Annotated in this window: 17 protein-coding genes and 1 tRNA gene; 14 read left to right on the top strand and 4 right to left on the bottom strand. The window is 56.9% G+C overall.

Annotated features, from left to right (window positions below):
* The first annotated feature begins 134 nt into the window (after nucleotides 1-134).
* From F9929_RS10655 to F9929_RS10625, 7 genes are all read left to right on the top strand, one after another.
* A tRNA-Ser gene (locus F9929_RS10655) sits at nucleotides 135-221 on the top strand.
* 179 nt (nucleotides 222-400) lie between these two features.
* Complete coding sequence (locus F9929_RS10650; RefSeq protein WP_152046562.1) at nucleotides 401-937, top strand: hypothetical protein; 537 nt, start codon at nucleotides 401-403, stop codon at nucleotides 935-937.
* A gap of 630 nt (nucleotides 938-1567) precedes the next feature.
* Nucleotides 1568-2221 carry an SOS response-associated peptidase gene (locus F9929_RS10645; RefSeq protein WP_152046561.1) on the top strand — a complete coding sequence of 218 codons (654 nt, stop codon included), beginning with the start codon at nucleotides 1568-1570 and terminating at the stop codon, nucleotides 2219-2221.
* Nucleotides 2218-2460, top strand: coding sequence for a hypothetical protein (locus F9929_RS10640; RefSeq protein WP_152046560.1), 243 nt, complete (start codon nucleotides 2218-2220; stop codon nucleotides 2458-2460). Before F9929_RS10645 ends, F9929_RS10640 begins: the two co-directional genes overlap by 4 nt.
* Nucleotides 2461-3018, top strand: coding sequence for a histidine phosphatase family protein (locus F9929_RS10635; protein WP_152046559.1), 558 nt, complete (start codon nucleotides 2461-2463; stop codon nucleotides 3016-3018).
* Nucleotides 3015-3740 carry a thermonuclease family protein gene (locus F9929_RS10630; protein ID WP_152046558.1) on the top strand — a complete coding sequence of 242 codons (726 nt, stop codon included), beginning with the start codon at nucleotides 3015-3017 and terminating at the stop codon, nucleotides 3738-3740. The genes F9929_RS10635 and F9929_RS10630 overlap by 4 nt, the downstream gene beginning before the upstream one ends.
* Before the next feature lie 21 nt (nucleotides 3741-3761).
* A complete protein-coding gene (locus F9929_RS10625) occupies nucleotides 3762-4049 on the top strand; it encodes an excalibur calcium-binding domain-containing protein (RefSeq protein ID WP_235919196.1) in 288 nt (95 codons plus the stop codon).
* 85 nt (nucleotides 4050-4134) lie between these two features.
* On the opposite strand, the gene F9929_RS10620 is transcribed toward F9929_RS10625, so the two are convergent.
* Nucleotides 4135-5229 carry an acyltransferase family protein gene (locus F9929_RS10620; protein WP_152046557.1) on the bottom strand — a complete coding sequence of 365 codons (1095 nt, stop codon included), beginning with the start codon at nucleotides 5227-5229 and terminating at the stop codon, nucleotides 4135-4137.
* A 269-nt stretch (nucleotides 5230-5498) separates the two neighbouring features.
* On the opposite strand from F9929_RS10620, the gene F9929_RS10615 reads away from it, so the two are divergent.
* Nucleotides 5499-5756 carry a DUF2171 domain-containing protein gene (locus tag F9929_RS10615; RefSeq protein WP_152046556.1) on the top strand — a complete coding sequence of 86 codons (258 nt, stop codon included), beginning with the start codon at nucleotides 5499-5501 and terminating at the stop codon, nucleotides 5754-5756.
* 135 nt (nucleotides 5757-5891) lie between these two features.
* On the opposite strand, the gene F9929_RS10610 is transcribed toward F9929_RS10615, so the two are convergent.
* Nucleotides 5892-6284, bottom strand: coding sequence for a hypothetical protein (locus F9929_RS10610; protein WP_152046555.1), 393 nt, complete (start codon nucleotides 6282-6284; stop codon nucleotides 5892-5894).
* A gap of 375 nt (nucleotides 6285-6659) precedes the next feature.
* Between F9929_RS10610 and F9929_RS10605 the strand changes: the two genes are divergently transcribed.
* Nucleotides 6660-7682, top strand: coding sequence for a hypothetical protein (locus F9929_RS10605; RefSeq protein WP_152046554.1), 1023 nt, complete (start codon nucleotides 6660-6662; stop codon nucleotides 7680-7682).
* Between the two features lie 240 nt (nucleotides 7683-7922).
* Here F9929_RS10605 and F9929_RS10600 read toward each other — a convergent pair whose 3' ends face one another.
* The gene (locus F9929_RS10600; RefSeq protein ID WP_193227702.1) at nucleotides 7923-8417 is read right to left on the bottom strand and encodes a DUF892 family protein; all 495 of its coding nucleotides are present in this window, start codon (nucleotides 8415-8417) and stop codon (nucleotides 7923-7925) included.
* A gap of 340 nt (nucleotides 8418-8757) precedes the next feature.
* Here F9929_RS10600 and F9929_RS10595 point away from each other — a divergent pair, with 340 nt between their 5' ends.
* Nucleotides 8758-9165 (top strand): DUF1761 domain-containing protein, encoded by a 408-nt coding sequence (locus tag F9929_RS10595; protein WP_152046552.1) that lies wholly within the window; start codon nucleotides 8758-8760, stop codon nucleotides 9163-9165.
* 1443 nt (nucleotides 9166-10608) lie between these two features.
* Here F9929_RS10595 and F9929_RS10590 read toward each other — a convergent pair.
* Nucleotides 10609-13023, bottom strand: a complete 2415-nt coding sequence (locus tag F9929_RS10590; RefSeq protein WP_152046551.1) for a sensor domain-containing protein — start codon at nucleotides 13021-13023, stop codon at nucleotides 10609-10611.
* A 1317-nt stretch (nucleotides 13024-14340) separates the two neighbouring features.
* On the opposite strand from F9929_RS10590, the gene F9929_RS10580 reads away from it, so the two are divergent.
* The 4 genes from F9929_RS10580 to F9929_RS10565 all read left to right on the top strand — a co-directional run.
* Nucleotides 14341-14604, top strand: a complete 264-nt coding sequence (locus tag F9929_RS10580; protein ID WP_152046549.1) for a hypothetical protein — start codon at nucleotides 14341-14343, stop codon at nucleotides 14602-14604.
* A 9-nt stretch (nucleotides 14605-14613) separates the two neighbouring features.
* Entirely contained in the window at nucleotides 14614-14961 is a 348-nt protein-coding gene (locus tag F9929_RS23985) for a helix-turn-helix transcriptional regulator (protein WP_193227701.1), read from the top strand.
* A 225-nt stretch (nucleotides 14962-15186) separates the two neighbouring features.
* Nucleotides 15187-15729: a TadE/TadG family type IV pilus assembly protein gene (locus tag F9929_RS10570; protein ID WP_328595985.1), complete on the top strand. Its 543-nt coding sequence runs from the start codon at nucleotides 15187-15189 to the stop codon at nucleotides 15727-15729.
* A gap of 86 nt (nucleotides 15730-15815) precedes the next feature.
* A partial coding sequence (locus F9929_RS10565) for a TadE/TadG family type IV pilus assembly protein (RefSeq protein ID WP_193227700.1) occupies nucleotides 15816-16109 on the top strand: 294 nt, incomplete at its 3' end.

Genomic DNA, 16109 nt, shown 5'->3' with positions numbered 1-16109 from the left:
CGTGCGCCGCGATATCGCAGAGGCGGCCCAACGTCAATGCCGCCGGCCATGGCCCCGCCCTCTCTCAAACAATCGACACGAGACGCAAAGAAGCATCTGGACAGACGCATCGGTTTCAAGGATATGTCCGCCCCGGAAAGGTGGCAGAGTGGTCGAATGCACCGCACTCGAAATGCGGCATACGGGCAACCGTATCGGGGGTTCGAATCCCCCCCTTTCCGCCGGGATTAACTCCTAGCGGGTTGTTTTAGCTCAAGAATTACGAGCGAAACGGAAACCTTCCCCACTTTCTTCCCCACTTCATTGTTCCGCTGTACGCGGTTGTTCGTTGTCGTATCCTGACGTTCGGGCCGTCCTCCGCCAATCTTGTGCGCCCTCCCCTCTTGGGTAGCGTGCCTGCATGTCCGACCATCCGCCTCACCTTCGCGTCGTCTCCGAACGTAGCTCCGCAGACATCCAGCACGAGCACCGGCTGGCCGAACTGCGATGGAGCCTCGTCACTCTGACTGCGAACCTGTTGCGGGTCACTCGGGGTGCGGGACGGTCGTGGGAGATCGTCACCCAATGCATCGAGACGGCGCACGCCTACCACGCCTATGTGCAAGCAATCGGGCATCTGCCTCCGTCTTTCGAAATCGAGCAGATCCTGAACCTGAAGCGCGAGTTTGGTGACTTCTCGTCGGATGCGGATATCGACTGTGGTCGATCGATGCTGGTGGCCGGCGCGCTCCAATTCACCGCCTCGACGCTCCTGGGCCAGCGAACGCAAGTCGCCGCCGGGCAGCGCGAGATGTTCGAGGGCGAAAGGCTGATCGTCCAGGCGCGGGAGCGTCAACGAAAGGAGCGCTTGGCAGAGGAGCGGGCCGCCAGGACACCGCGTCGAAAGACGAGCAAGAAGCCGAAGGCTAAGCCGAAGCGGGCGAAGATCGAACTTTAAGCGGTCATACCGTCGCTCTTGCCAGCCAGACCCATCCCTCTGCCCTCGCCAATGTCGCGACGGTCCGCACACTGCAGCGAAGACGAAGCTTGCGATTGGAACGAAGCGGCGGCTCGACGCGCCACCAGCCGGGATCATCCGGCAAGCGTTGTATGCTGTAACCGCGCTGTCGAAGAAACTGCAGCGGGCTAGTCAGAACGAGCGCTTCGGCATTCTCGCCTTGAACAGGGAAGGCGCTCACGTTGTCCTCTGGTCCCGCCAAACAGGCCGGCGGATCGTCTCGATGCGCTCCAAACGCCTGATGACTTTCGGATGCTCTTCGCCAATGATTGGCTTCCAGAAGTGAACGTGGACATAGTCTTTCTTACCGCAGTCCTCGCACCGCATCCGACGCTCGACGCGATCAATCTCCAGGTTGCCGAGAAGCGTGATGAGGTCTTCCGGCAGGTAGTGCCGTTTCGTCCGGCAGAGGTTGCACGAGACGGTCGCGTAGTTGCCCCATCCGTGCTGCTCGGACAGTGTTGCGCATTGATGATACCTGCTTCGGCCCATGCGAACGAAGAGAGAACACGCCTGCCAGCTTGGCAAGTGTCTCTGGACGGTTATCGACGGTCGTGGTGATCTCGCATCATGTGCAATCTCTATTCGATCACAAAAGGCCAAGCGGCCATCCGCGAGTTCACGCGGGCGGCCGAAGACCGAACCGGCAACCTGCCTTCAATGCCGGCCGTCTTCCCCGACACCGCCGCACCGATCGTCCGCGAGGTCAACGGAGTGCGGGAACTTACCCTCGCTCGATGGGGTATGCCTTCGCCGAAGATGGCGCTGGAAGGCAAGAAGACCGATCCGGGCGTCACGAACATTCGGAACACGAAGTCCCCGCACTGGCGTCGCTGGCTGGGGCCTGAGCATCGCTGCCTCGTGCCGCTCACCTCGTTCTCTGAATACGACACCATCGACGGCAAGAAGGTGCCGGTCTGGTTCGCCGCCAATGACGAGCGGCCCATGATGGTGTTCGCCGGCATTTGGACGACATGGACCAGCGTTCGCAAGATCAAAGAAGGCGAGGTCACGGTGGACGCTTACGGCTTCCTCACCACCGATCCCAACAAGGAGGTGAAGGCGATCCACCCGAAGGCCATGCCCGTCATTCTGACGACGCCCGAAGAAATGGACACATGGCTTCGCGCGGACTGGAAAGAGGCCTCCGAGTTGCAGCGTCCCTTGCCCGATGGCGCGCTGCAGATCGTGGCCAAAGGCGACCGGAAGGACGGTGGCGATTGATCCGCCTTCTCCATCTCCATGCCGACGAGGTCGAAATGCTGGAACGGCTGGACGACGGCTTTCCCGAAGAAGATCACGTCGGCATTCCGTCCGACCAGCTTACCGCCGCTCAAGTCCGAGCGTGGGAAGCGCTATGGCAGGACGGCCTTGCCGACTACACTGAAGGGCGGCACGGAACGATGTGGCTCCGCCTTACGGAAAGAGGCCGCGAGTTGAAGACGAAAGGAAGCGTCCTCTAAATGAACGCATCAGATGGCGCCGCCCGAAGCGGGCCGAACCGTATCCTATTCATCCGGCACGGCGAACTGCACGAGACGCCGGGCTTCAACGAACATGGCATTCCGAACGACCAGAGCCTGACAGTCCGGGGCTGGCAGCGCGCCGGAGCTTTGGTGCGCCGCGTCTGTCCGCAGAATGGCAACCGGGACTTGGTTCCCGATGTGGTCTTCGCGTCCGGCGTCGGGCAGGACAGCCCGAGCCTGCGACCGCAACAGACGATCGCGCCGCTTGTTGAGTTTCTTCACGGAGCCGGCGGGGTGAATACCTGCTTTACCTTCATGAAGCACGACGCCGATGCCTTGATGGCGGACGTGATGCGGCGTTCAGGCACGGTCCTTATCGCTTGGGAGCATTCGCAGATCGCAGCTTGTATCGCAGCGCTTCCGACCCCTCCCCGCCATCCCGATAAATGGCCGGACGATCGCTATGACCTAATCTGGCGCCTGGATCGGGACGGCGATGGTTGGTCGTTCTCACAGGGTCTCCAGTCGGTCCTCAGCGGAGACGAGCAAGCATGAAGGCGCTCCTCCTATCCATTGCCGCCCTGCTTGGCTTGGCGATGCCTTCCTATGCCGCTGAAACCATAACAGGCCGTGCCCAAGTCGTGGACGGCGACACGCTCGCGGTGGAAGGCACGAAGGCACGCATCCGGCTCTACGGCATCGACACGCCAGAGAAAAAACAGACCTGCGACGATGCGGCGGGCAAGCGCTACCTTTGCGGGTCGCGGGCCGCCGAGTACCTTGCCGAACTGATCGGGAGGAACGGTCAGGTGAAGTGCTTCGAGGAGGACCGCGACCGCTACGGCCGGATCGTTGCCGAATGCTCGACTGCCGACAACAAGACCGTTCTGAACGCTGCCATGGTGAAGGCAGGATGGGCCGTCGAGTACAAGCAATACAGCGACGGACGCTATGACCAGGAGGAAGCCGAGGCCAAGCGGGAGAAGCGTGGCATGTGGGCCGGACAGTTCGTGGTCCCGGCGAACTGGCGGCGCGGGGAGCGCCTGCCGAGCGAGGACGGCAAGGCGGTGACGCCAGCGGAGAACAAGACGACGAACGCGGCCGGCGGCAAAGATGGGTGCCGCATCAAGGGCAACATCTCGTCGTCGGGCAAGATCTACCATCTGCCGGGCGGGCGCTCCTACGACGATACCCGGATCGATGAGAGCAAGGGCGAACGCTGGTTCTGCTCGGAAGGGGATGCGCGAGCCGCCGGGTGGCGCGCTGCGAGGGGATAGAGAACAAGGGGAGGATTTCACATGCTGCGCATGATGCTGGCGGCGATGATCAGTGCGGGGGCGCTGTCACCTGCCATGGCCGCGCCGCCGATGACGCGGTTTGAGCCGGCGTTGATGGAGCGGCTTCAGGCAACGCCCGTCGCCAGCCGGCGGACCTGCAAATCCGTCTCGTCCTGCGAGGAAGCTGTTGCCCTCTGGTGTGGTGGCTATCGTCGGGCGGATGGCGACGGGGACGGCATCCCCTGCGAGAACGTGTGCTCGTCCAAGGCCGACGTGGACCGGATCAAGGCTGAGATCGGCTGCGATTGACCTGCTGCACCATCGACCCTGAAAACGTCCTGCACCACGTGGGGTGTATTACTCGAACCAGTCAGAGCTTCACGTTCGCGCACGTTTAGTGAGCATGATGACGCCGTCTACGCGACAGCCTCTTCAAAGCATCCATGACGGGTGTCTCGTAATAGGCCCCGATTGCATATCCAATAAAAACAATTGCAATCAGATGCAGTAAGGCTGGTTCAGAATAGTGGTGCCTCAAGAACTCGCTTTGTTTGGCAATGAACTGCATCGCATAGATGGTGAACCAGTGAATGAGATAGACTGGATAGGAAACGAGGCCGAGGAATGCGAACCACTTGTGATAATTGGCAGGCCTGCAGTTGATGCCGCCGATCACGATGAGCAGTAAGACACCTAAGATAGGAACATAAAGCCAGCCCCCGATCTCGAACGGGATCATAGCAAGGGCTAATAGGCTGGCCGAAAGCACGAAGATGTTGGCTTGAAACTTCGGCAGACGTCCAACTTTCCATAGCTCGCGTAGAAGCACCCCCGCGAAGAAGCCAGCTACAACCCTCGGAAATCCAGCGAGAAAGTTAGTGCGTAGGCCCCCTCCGAGCGGTCCCATAAATACAACGCCGATAATTCCAACGAACGTCAAAATACAAAGCGTGCGGACGGTGAGAAATTTCGCGACTGCCAGATAGAGGACATTCGCGAAAATCTCGAAGAACAGCGACCACATCGGTGGGTTTAAGCTGAACGAAAAGACATTGACCGCATCCGCTCCCAGATACGGCAGGACAATAAACGATAGGGCAGCCGTAATTGCTACAACCTTCAGATCATACGGATCTGCTGCGTTGATGGAGTTGTGCAGCAGAGCCAAACCGACGCCGCCAACTGCACCAACAAGCAACATCGGATAAAGGCGGATAAATCGGCTGATCAGGAATTGCCGCCTTCCTTTTGGAAGAAGGATGCGGTCTCCATATGAGTGCGCTATCACAAAGCCGCTAAGGATAAAGAATAGATCGACGGCAAGCTGTCCATTTGGGATGATAGAGTTATCAAATGTATGAAGTAGCACGACGATTAGCGCAGCAACACCGCGTAGTCCATCAAGAACGGGAAAGCGATGGGATGCTAAAGAGCTGCCTGTATCTAACGGACTTGATCTAAAAAGAGCGCGCCCCGTTTGTTTCACCATTTCCAAAACTGCAATTCTGCTATCTGATCAAGGTCTACCAAATGGGTAAGCACATTTGGGCGACTAGCCTACCAGAACGCATCATGTTGATATTGTATATGTCCACCTACTGATTGAACGTGCCTGTAAACTCCTACCGTTCAGAGTTTCACCCTGAACCACTTAGAGCACGAAAATTTGCAAGCATTCCGCTCTACCACGCATGGCTTCTCGCTATCGCATCCAACCTGACATTGTCGCGTTACCTCCCACCAACTGAGGAGATCAGCATGTCGAATATCGGATCAATCCGCGAGCATATGGAAGTCATCGGCGCCGACGGCGTCCATGTCGGGACCGTGGACCGCGTTGAAGGCGACCGCATCAAGCTCACGAAGAAGGATAGCGGCGAAGGCTCCCACGAAGGGCATCACCATTACATTTCGACCGGCTTGGTCGCAGACATCGAAGGCGACAAGGTTCGCCTGTCGGCCAACGGCGACGTTGCGGTGACGTTCGAAGAGGAAGAGAACTCGAAAACCGTTTGATGGCCGAGGCCGCAAATCGAAACGAAGGCGCAGGTTTGAAGACTTCCTGCGCCTCATTAAACTCTCCGCTTCGTGCGCCAGCCTTCTTGGCCTTCTTCTAGTCAGGTGACGGCACTCGGATGGTGATCAGTGCGGCTATCGGCAGATCACCGAGGCAACATCGTCCAGCTCACGATCGTAGCTGGCTCGCTCGGCTGCGCTGAGAAAGCCTTGGCTCACCACCAGACCATCAGCTTCCGTGCGAACCTTCTCAACCCGTTGCCATAGCGCGTCCGCTTCTCGCTGAGTGACGTGTCTAGCCTTGCGCGCATTGCCGATGTCAGCCTGCAGAACGTTACCTCTCCTCGAAACATGCGCTTGGAGCGGGTCTTTGATGTTTCCGCCAACTTCGGCCTGGAGTGTCTGCTGGCTCTTCAGATCGCAGCTTTGATAATCCTGCTTCGGCGTTTGTGCAGACGCCGTCGTTGCAGCAGCGAGGATCAAGGCAGAGGCAAGATACTTCACGTTGTCGAACTCCGTAGATGCCATTCCTGCGCTCCCTATTGCTCCTGCGATGCTGAATGGCAGGTGACAGAAAGCGCGCTTCAGATTTACCCGGATCGCAAACTCACAAGACCATCTTCAACATCCGCACTCTGCCCTTCACCCGACACGATTTCTCTTGCCGCACGGGTGAATGCGCATGAACAACCGCATCGTTCGCAGCCAAGAGCAAAGTGTTCACTCGAAGTTAAAATTGGCCAACAATAAGGCATTTATAATAATCATACCAATTGATCGAAAGCAGAATAAACCGATATTTTGCAGTCGGTTGATGCAATATGAAATCCTATCCGAGTATGTCTTGCGCGCCTTTGCCGACGAAGCCTAGCCTTATTTGGCGTCACGCAAAGGGAGCACTGCATGACTTTCCAGACAAGCGATGATCACATCATCACGGCGAGCGCCGCGTCTGACATTGGATACGGGCAACTTGATCCGAACCAGTTTGGCCCAGGTTACGGTCAACTCGATCCCGACAGTTTTGGATCAGGGTATGGGCAACTAGACCCGTCCACGTTTGGGGACGGGTATGGACAACTTGATCCCTCTACCTTCGGTGATGGCTACGGTCAGCTAGACCCATCGATTTACAGTCAGTCTTCAAACGAAGTCGTCTGGGGCGAGCCTCGCACCAATGCGAACGACTTCAACATGATCAACGAGACGACGCAGGACGCCAACAACCTCGAGCAGTCGCTGATCTACCTTCAGCAATCTGAATACGCGACGGACATCATTAACCAGGCCGCCGGCACGAGCATCACCTTTGATCGGACCGACATCAACGCTGATCAGGCGTTCATGGATGGATCAGGGGTTGGGTGGAACCCGGAGATCGCGTTGCAGCTCACCAGCGGCGAGGTCATGAGCCCGGCGCTCAATTTGGCGTCCGAGTTCGCGCATCTGGTTCTACCCGGCGGACTTGATCCGAATGCCACTCCCGATCTGATTTGGGACAATTCAGCCGAAGCGGTCGCGCACCTCGCAGCCAATGACATGGCCGTCGAGCTAGGCGAACCCATACGGTCAGGCTACGCGGATGGCGACTTCCTGCTGGTCAACGACCCTACGGTATCATTTGCAGATACGTCCGGTGTCCTGTCGGGGGATACGATCGATACGTCCAATCTCGGCACCTATGACAGCACAGGCTTCGATGCCGGATCGTTCGCCGCCGACTACGGGGTCGCCAATTACGGCTTGGATGGTGGCTTCGACAGTTCCGGTTTCGATAGCTTCAGTAGTGGCTTCGACTACGGTTCATTCAGTGCGGACTACGGGATCGGCGATTTCAGCTTCGACAGTTTCGGCGGCGGTGGAGGCGGCGGCAGTGGCGGGGGCTTCAGCACGGACAACTATTCCGAACTCATGATAGCTGTTTAACCTAAAGGCCAACGGCGCCTGTCGTCGTTGGCCTTATCAGCGACGCCCCGCTGCCACCGACAAGGTTCTGTTTTGATCGGCTTTGGTGACTTGTGGGGGTATTGATTGACTGACGCTAATGGCCTGACGATCGACCCGAGTTCAACGAAGGTCGAAGGCTCGTGTTTGCTGCGACTGAAGGGCTCAAAAATACCCGAGCCCTTCAAGTCTGCGCTATGATCCGCGGCTTCCCGCTACAGCTTAGGCTGCCTGCTTTTCGAGATACGACCGAACTAGTCCCGGCAAATGTTCGCCCAGCCAGTCCCCCATCTCTTGCTCTTCCTTCATCGAATGCTCAAGCACGGTTCGGTCTTCGGAAGCACCTGCTGCTTCAGCGAGTGCGATAAGAGCTTTGTAAGATGCGATCTCGTAGGCCTTGTAACCGATGGCCGCTAGAACGTTCTTCAGAACATCGTCGTTCGATACCGCGTGGGCGAACCCTGCGACTGTCGCAACCGCACCGCCAACGGCCTCCTTGAAGTAGGATTTGGAAGTGCCGTGTCGTTCGAGAAGCTGCTCCAGCCGTGCTGCTTGTTCTGTTGAACGATCCTTGTCCATCTGCATTCGTCCATGCAGTTCCGGATAGTCCTTCGTGTAGGCCATCTCGTTCTGCAATGTTCCGATAGCCTGGGTCTCAACGAGATGCTGGTTCCGCAATCCAGTCAGGTAGACTTCAAGGGCGGTATTGCCGCTCATAACGCGTCCTCTTCGCTGTCTGCGCAGCTGCATGCTGCTTGGATCAGCAAAGCTTCCCTCGGGCGGCTTTCCTTTAACGTGGCAAACTGTCCGCTCCAGACGCTAAAGATTGTTCGTGGTCTCGAGAGCCTTTCGCTCCACTTCGGTAGGGGCGGCAAACACGGTCGCCTCGATTGGCATTAGTTCGAGCGCCGCCGTAGCCTTAACGAGCCTGTACGGCAAAGCTCGAGTATGGGGTAAGTAGGATCGCAGCGCGTCAACAGCGCAAGGGAACGGTGCAGCGTCGAGACGGTTGGCAATTGTTGCCTTTCCATCCAGGCAGATCAGTGGGCCGAAGCACGTGATCTACATCCTCGAAAATGTCCTGCCGATCGGTCTGGCGACGCTCGCTGGCCTGCTGTTCGGCTTCCTGTGGTATCGGTCCTTGGGAATAACGTCGGATGCTCGCCCCCTGACGACCGGGTTCGCAGTCACCGCCTTCGTTGCCGAGTTCTGGCTTGCTTCGATCCTTGCCGGCGCATTGATCCTGGCACCGCCGCAAGCGGCACGGTGGACCATGACGATCGCAACGCCGATTGTGATCTGGCTGGGCTTCATCGTACCGGCGTTGGTTGTCACGCTTGCACGACGAGGCATCTCCATTGCGGCGATCGCAAAAGAGACGGGTCATTGGGTCGGCGTCATGGTTATTCAGGCAGCGGTGCTGCAAAGCGTTGGCCTCACAGCACCGCAGGCAATGCCGTCGTAAAACGTACTCAGGAGACGACATGGATAGAACTCCGTCCCGGATCTGCCCGGATCGCAAACCCTCAAAACCTTCAAAACCCCATCCTCCAACGTCGATGATGCGGAGGAAATCAGTAAGCTCGCTCTGCAGGTATCGCTTCGTTGAGCGAGACCATCGGCAGCAACGGCGGGTTTTCTGAGACACCTATGCTCAATCGCTTCGATGTTTTCGCATTGCATCATACATCGTCTGCAATGGTAGGATTTGGCGTCATCGTCTGTTGAGCGAGTTCACGTCCCGCGTGAAGCACAACGGCTTCGATCAACCGGACAAGCATCCCCTGACTTGGCGATCGCTGCGCAGCCTCCAAAGCTGCCATCAAATGAGTGACTGCCTCACGCAGTGGACCTTCAGAACCGTGGCCATCGATTTCCATAACGAAAGTCGCCTTATCGGTACCACAATGAAACTGTCAGCACTAAGTGCTTTGGATGCAATGAACATTTGCTGCACGTACTTCAGGTTGAGTTCTAGGGGCGGTGATGCTGCAAGCAATGAACGACGACTGTAAGCTGTCTACGGAAATGCAGGCTGCGACGACCTCTGAGCAGGACGAGCTGTTGAACCGCCTTTGCAATGTTGTTGGGATTGCGCGGGCCGACATGCTTGCACCCTACGATCCATCATTCGTCCTGAGCCAAGCTGCGCAGGAGAGGTTGGAAGCCGTTGAGGACCCAGACCTGCGGCAATGCTTGGCTCATCTTCTGTACCTGCAGGAGCAGCAGAGCGGGCGGTAAGTTCGATCAAAGGCACGAGTTACAGTCCACCTACAGCGATAAGGAGCTGCTTCGGCAAGACTAATGGTGCCGTATGGTACGCGAGCTTAAGACCCTCAACGAAACGACACACGCGTGATCTGGACGATGTCAATCACGTGAGGACAACTCACTGACCTTTCGTCAAACGCGCCGCTACTGAAGAATAGGCGGGAAAATTCTGGAGCTAATCCTTAACCGGTTTCTTCAGATAGAAATCCAGCCTCTGCCCAGCTTAAGCCATTAGTCTCTAGACGTTCAGTTCTCCACCTCGAACCCTGATGCCGCTACGTCTCGACGATTTAACCCTCGACCAGCGTCAACTGCTAACAAGGTTCGACGACGGCTTCCCATACGAGGACAGCGTTGGCGTTCGAGACAGTGATCTAATTGGCTTTTCACCTGACGATCTGGGCAGGCTGCTCCGGCTTGAACTCATCGATCTAAACTGGGGTTGGCGAAACTCGGCTTGGCTGCGGTTAACGAAGCGAGGCCGGCGGTTGAACGAGGTCGGGTCCATCGAGTGAGCCGACTGCGTGTAAAGAAGTAGTTCGTCGCTAGGGGCGGTAGCGAAAGTTTCGAAGGCTAGGCGCGCTGAGGGCAAATTGTTGACCGCCAACGCGTCCGACTGCCCATCCATTTTACGCCGTCAAACTCTTGTTTCTAACCGCTTCGGCTGATTTGCTTGAGGCAGCCTTTCGGGACGCCCGACGAGATAGCCCTGAATAGCATCGCATCCGATGTCTCGCATGAGTTGAAGTTGCGATGATGTCTCGACCCCCTCAGCCAAAGTCGCAACGCCAAGCCTTCGTGCAATATGCGTGATCCCCTCTAGCACCGCCATGGAGCGTGGGTCGGTCTCAGCTGTCGCTACGAATGACCGATCCAGCTTGATGCGGTCGAGCGGAAAATCGCGCAGATGGGCCAGCGACGAGTAGCCCGTGCCGAAATCGTCCATCGCCACCGTCACCCCAAGGCGACGTATCGCGGTAAGCGTCTTGGCTATTTGGATGCCGTCCTCAACGATTGCTGTTTCAGTCAGCTCGATCTCGAGCCTGTTCGCGGCAAGACCGCTTTGCGTTAGCGCTTGTGTCAGATGAGATAGAAGCAAAGGGGATCGAAACTGAACCGGTGAGACGTTGACCGCGACGTAGATGTCTTCTGGCAGCTGAGCGGCTTGCTGGCACGCCTCCCGCAAGATCCAGGCTCCCATCGGAACGATCTGGCCTGTTTCTTCCGCCAAGGGAATGAAACGAACAGGCGGGATGGCACCAAGCGTCGGGTGGTTCCACCGGATCAAGGCCTCGTACCCAATGATACGATCGTCGGTCAGTGCGAGAACCGGCTGGTAGGCCAAATACATTTCGCCCCGTTCGATCGCCATTCGCATGTCGGCTTCGAGCTGAACGCGCTCAATTACCCCATCGAGCATGCCGCTCGTATAGCAGATGGACCGACCCCGTCCGCGCCGCTTGGCCTCGTAAAGCGCAAGATCGGAGAACTGCATGAGTTCGGTCGTGTTGCGCGTCTCGTCGGTGCAGCACATGCCGATGCTGCATCCAACCGAAATGGCGAGGCCATCGATCTGAAACGGTCGCGCGATCGCGTCGATCACACGGGCCGCCATTGCTTTGGCTTTGTCCAGATCGCCATAAACGAGGAGCGCCAACTCATCGCCGCCAAGGCGCGCCACGAAGTCTTCCGGTCCGGCGACCCCCCTCAAGCGCTCGGCGACTTGGATAAGAAGGCGGTCGCCGACCGCGTGGCCGTAGGTGTCGTTCACCGGCTTGAAACGGTCGAGGTCGATCAAAAGCAGCTTGAAGCGCTGCTTGGGGAAAAAGTCGCGCTCCATGCGCTCGTTGAGGGCCCGCCGGTTCGCAAGACCTGTCAGTCCATCCTGATAGGCTGCTTTCCAAACCTCGTGCTCGGACTGTTTGCGCAGAGTTATGTCCTGAAGTGTGCCGATGTGGCGGACAATGTCACCGACTTCATTGCGGTAAATGCGGCTTCTACCTTCAATCCAACGCACTTCTCCAGAGGGAACGCGAATGCGGAAGGTACTTGCACCAAACTCCTCATCGCACGCGATAACAGACATAAACTCTAAATCAACGCGGGCTCTGTCTTCGGGATGAACGCGCTCGAGGTAAGTTGCATGTGACGCGATACAGTCGGCTGGCAGCTGAAACATATCCAGCATCTCCTTCGACCAGACTTGCCGATTTGTGGATGCCTCATACTCCCAACAAGCAAGGCCAGTCGCTTCTACGGCCAATCGAAGCCGCTCTTCACTGGATCGCAGCGCCTCCTCAGCACTACGCCGATCATGGATATCGCTAATTATACCAACCCAGTCAGATATCTCGCCAGCATTGTCGAGAAGCGGCGTCGCATGGTCTTCGACCCATCGCCATTCTCCCGAGTGGTGCCGCATCCGGTACTCGATGAGAAGCGGCTTCCGCTCGACAAAAGCTTGGCTGGTAAGGAAATCTGCCTGTTCTCGATCTTCTGGATGCAAGAACTGGAGCCAACTGTCCGCGTCGAAAGCATTATCGGGCTGCCCTGTGAAAGCTTGCCAACCACGTCGGTCCGTGATGCCCGAACCGACGTCGAAATGCCACACGATCTCTGATGTAGCATCGATGAGTGCGCTGTGGATCTCCGCTGACTTCTTCAACGCCAACAGTGCGTTTCTCTCCGAAGTGACGTTGCGGCTTTTAGCTAGAAACCGCACGGCAAGTCCCCCCGCCCCTACTAAGGGCGCAATGATCGTCTCCCAGGTCTGATCATTGCTTGGTCCCAAAGCCTGGATCGAGGTAAGTTTCGCCGACATAGCGCCGGACGCGCGTTTGAACGCTTCGCGAACACTCTGATGCGACTGATGATCCCAAAGGTCTATCCAGTTACTGGGTTTCAACTGGCCGAATGCTTGAAGCGCACTGTCATTCATGCGCAGGATTGTGCCGTCGATATCAAGAAGACTGATAGCGTCGAGGCTAATATCGAATGACAACCGCAGAAGGGCGGAGAAATACGCGTCCTCCGAAATGTCGAGCATGGACATTTTAATGTTGCGCTACCAGGATCACTGCACCAGTGCGACGATTGTTAGGCCAGAAAGATAAACCCTTTCCTACACTTAGCCGGGTGCGGGCTTTGTTGACACACCCACTGCTCCTCAGCTTTCAACCGGTTAGGGCAAGCAGACAGTTGACAAATATGAGGCCGAGCGCCTCGGCTGCCCCATGTTCGGCCAAGGTGCGCTGAAAATCGGTTTAGAGCCTGCGACAGTTGCGAAGTTTGCGACACTTCGGGCTCCAGTTGACGGAACAACCGCTCCTCGGTGGACCGTCTCTTACGGACGTGAGCTTGCAACGGCGAGAACGCGAATGACCATAAGGTGGCGGCTAAGGAACTGCGCGCCCATGGCAACCGGACTTTCTTTCAACAAAAAACAAAGGCCCGCCAATTGGCGAGCCCGTTAGACGCTTGGTAGATTGACAGGCGGTTTGCCTACTTCCCAGTGTAACTAAGTCCGACTAGCGGCAAACACGCGTGGTCTTCGACACACGCTCGCCATGGACGATCCTGACGACTTTCTTTGTCACACAGCCCCGGTCACGGCGTTCCGCACGGCGGTCGTGCCTCCAGTCGCGATCATGGCGCCGGTCGCGATCAAAGCGGCGATCATGATGCGGTCCGCCACGGTCCGTATCGGTGATGATGACGCGGGTTTCAGCGTTCGCGGCGGATGCTCCGGTGACGATGGGAGCCGAGAGGGCGAGAGCAGCGGCGATGATCCAGTTACGCATTAGGCCTCACAAGGATTGTTTCGCGACCCCAACAGGTTAGCGAAGCCCAGGGTTCCGCTATTCGGTCATGGGTATAGAGTTCGGACGTTCATGGTTAGCGCAGGAGCCTGAGGACTGATGCTCTCCTCATTGGCATTCCGTTACGCGGATTTTATATCAGCAACGCCGGTCGCAAACCCTATTGGGAATGATGGCGTCGAAGGCCAGCGTCAAAACGCACACCGATTGTAACCCCTAAATCCTGAACCGCGAACCGAACCGGTATTGGCGGCATGTTTGTCATGCATGGGTCGGATGCCATCGATAGAGAGACTGCAAGCGCAATCACCTTCTGATGCCTCGCCTGCCTCCAGTAGACGGCTCCCGGTGAGACAAAGTCCATATGCAAAAAGCGAAAGGCCGCATCCGGCAACGACCACGCTCAAGATGAAGTATTCCATGACCCGCCCCCAAATCATGCTCCCCTACGTTTAGGTACAGAACTGGCGCGGAGCTGGCTACTTATGTGTTGCGGCTCTCGCGGTGTCTGCAGCAATGTATGGACCTGCGCCGTTCCGAACTTTGCGAGCATGATCGCTCCATCAGACCCATACCTCTACCCGCCACGCGGGATGGATCGCTTTGAAGCCACCCAATACATCGGCGTTGGCGTCACGAAGTTTGATGAGATGGTTGCCGACCGCCGGATGCCAGTACCGAAGAAGATCGACGGCCGAAACGTCGGGGATTGCATCCAGCTTGTCGCTGCCTTCTCCGACCTTCCATCGCGCAAAGACAGCGGGAACAAGATAGATGCGATCCTAGCGCATGCGCCACTTCGCAAGGAGGCGTAGCGGTTCGCCTTGTCTGCTGACCAATCGGAGATGAGTGTGCCGAGCGGAAACGTCCCGTCCTACGTCAACATCAGGACGCTCGCCTCCGAACTGGAGATCAGCGAAACGCAAGTTTACGCACTCGTGCGAGGTGGCGTTTTGCCGAAGCCGCTGAAGCTCAGCGCTGGGTGCGTTCGCTGGTCGTGGGCCGCCGTAGAGACGGCTCTCGCCTCGTTGCAGCCTGAAGGCCAAGCAAACGGCAATCACGACCCTGATCCGATAATGCAAAAGCTACGCGATGCCCAAGCCCGTGAACTCGAAGAAAAGGCGCAGAAGGCGTTGGCAAACGGATCCGGCAAGCCGAAACTTAGGCCATGAGCCGAGGCTTACACACCTTCGAAAAGCCGGATCTTGCAAGCGCCGCTGTGGTCCCCAGACCGAACGGCATATGCCGCCATAAATCCCACGTTCACCGTTAGGCGTACGGAGCTGTTGGCCGGCAAATATAGTAGTTGAAGGTAAACTTTCGCCCACTCTGACGGTTTAATAATTCAGTTATAATAGGGGTTTAGACCAAAATTACTTTTCAGCTAAGAGTTGAGCATGCGATCACATCGAAAGCTCAGTGGCCTAACTCATTTCGTCTCTCACAATCGAGGAGCTTCAGCAGTTGAGTTTGGTCTACTGGCGGTGCCCTTCTTCTTGGTGCTCGCAGTTTGTATGGAAAGTGGCGTATCATTCCTAGCAGAAGTCAGCCTTATACATGCGGTTGAAAAGATGGGGCGCCAGGTAAGAACGGGAGAAGTGAAACTCTCAAACCTGACGGCAACCGACTTCCGTAGCCGAATGTGTACGATCGCTGGGACTATGTTCGATTGTTCGAAGTTGAATATCGATCTGCGTGAATACGCTTCTTATAAAGACTTACCAGATGGCCCGCCTGTCACGGGGGCGGCCGGAAGCAAGACGCTCAACACGGCTGGCTTTCAATATATGCCAGGCGCTGCTTCCAAAATCATGGCACTCCAAGTCTACTACGAATGGCCTCTCGTCTTCGATAAAGCGCGGGTCTTTCTCGCGGGTCAAAAAAACGGAACATTCCTGATTGGTTCGACCGTCGCGTTCAAAAATGAGAACTTCGAGTGAACATAATTCACGACAGTCGCCGCCTTCTGTGCGAGGCCAGACGGCTTGCTGCCGCGGTAACGTCACAACTTCCATACCAATATCTGATGAACCGAGAAGGCACAGGTGCGATCGAATTCGCACTCGTGTTACCGATCCTGCTCTTACTGTACATCGGAGGCTTGGACGTATGCCTTGCTATGGCAGCGCATAAAAAGATGCAGCACGCAGCAAGCGTTGTCAGCGACCTCATAACTCGTGGCACAAGCGTCACTTCAGCCGAAATCGATGGAATGTTTCACCTTTCGAACGCAATTATGAAACCGCGAGCTGAGCGCCTAAGCTCAATTAAAGTAAGCGGTATCCAAATTGATGGAAACGGGAAGGCCACTATCGCTTGG

The organism is Aureimonas psammosilenae, assembly GCF_009176975.1.
In the GTDB taxonomy this organism is placed as follows: Bacteria; Pseudomonadota; Alphaproteobacteria; order Rhizobiales; family Rhizobiaceae; genus Plantimonas; species Plantimonas psammosilenae.
The sequence above is the reverse complement of the archived record's forward strand: the minus strand, read 5'-3'. Positions and strand labels throughout refer to the sequence as shown.

Excerpts from the sequence above, each read along its gene's own strand:
- F9929_RS10650 (WP_152046562.1), top strand. The coding sequence starts at position 401 with ATGTCCGACCATCCGCCTCACCTTCGCGTCGTCTCCGAACGTAGCTCC.
- F9929_RS10645 (WP_152046561.1), top strand. The coding sequence starts at position 1,568 with ATGTGCAATCTCTATTCGATCACAAAAGGCCAAGCGGCCATCCGCGAG.
- F9929_RS10635 (WP_152046559.1), top strand. The coding sequence starts at position 2,461 with ATGAACGCATCAGATGGCGCCGCCCGAAGCGGGCCGAACCGTATCCTA.
- F9929_RS10630 (WP_152046558.1), top strand. The coding sequence starts at position 3,015 with ATGAAGGCGCTCCTCCTATCCATTGCCGCCCTGCTTGGCTTGGCGATG.
- F9929_RS10625 (WP_235919196.1), top strand. The coding sequence starts at position 3,762 with ATGCTGCGCATGATGCTGGCGGCGATGATCAGTGCGGGGGCGCTGTCA.
- F9929_RS10620 (WP_152046557.1), bottom strand. The coding sequence starts at position 5,229 with ATGGTGAAACAAACGGGGCGCGCTCTTTTTAGATCAAGTCCGTTAGAT.
- F9929_RS10615 (WP_152046556.1), top strand. The coding sequence starts at position 5,499 with ATGTCGAATATCGGATCAATCCGCGAGCATATGGAAGTCATCGGCGCC.
- F9929_RS10610 (WP_152046555.1), bottom strand. The coding sequence starts at position 6,284 with ATGGCATCTACGGAGTTCGACAACGTGAAGTATCTTGCCTCTGCCTTG.
- F9929_RS10605 (WP_152046554.1), top strand. The coding sequence starts at position 6,660 with ATGACTTTCCAGACAAGCGATGATCACATCATCACGGCGAGCGCCGCG.
- F9929_RS10600 (WP_193227702.1), bottom strand. The coding sequence starts at position 8,417 with ATGAGCGGCAATACCGCCCTTGAAGTCTACCTGACTGGATTGCGGAAC.
- F9929_RS10590 (WP_152046551.1), bottom strand. The coding sequence starts at position 13,023 with ATGTCCATGCTCGACATTTCGGAGGACGCGTATTTCTCCGCCCTTCTG.
- F9929_RS10580 (WP_152046549.1), top strand. The coding sequence starts at position 14,341 with ATGATCGCTCCATCAGACCCATACCTCTACCCGCCACGCGGGATGGAT.
- F9929_RS10570 (WP_328595985.1), top strand. The coding sequence starts at position 15,187 with ATGCGATCACATCGAAAGCTCAGTGGCCTAACTCATTTCGTCTCTCAC.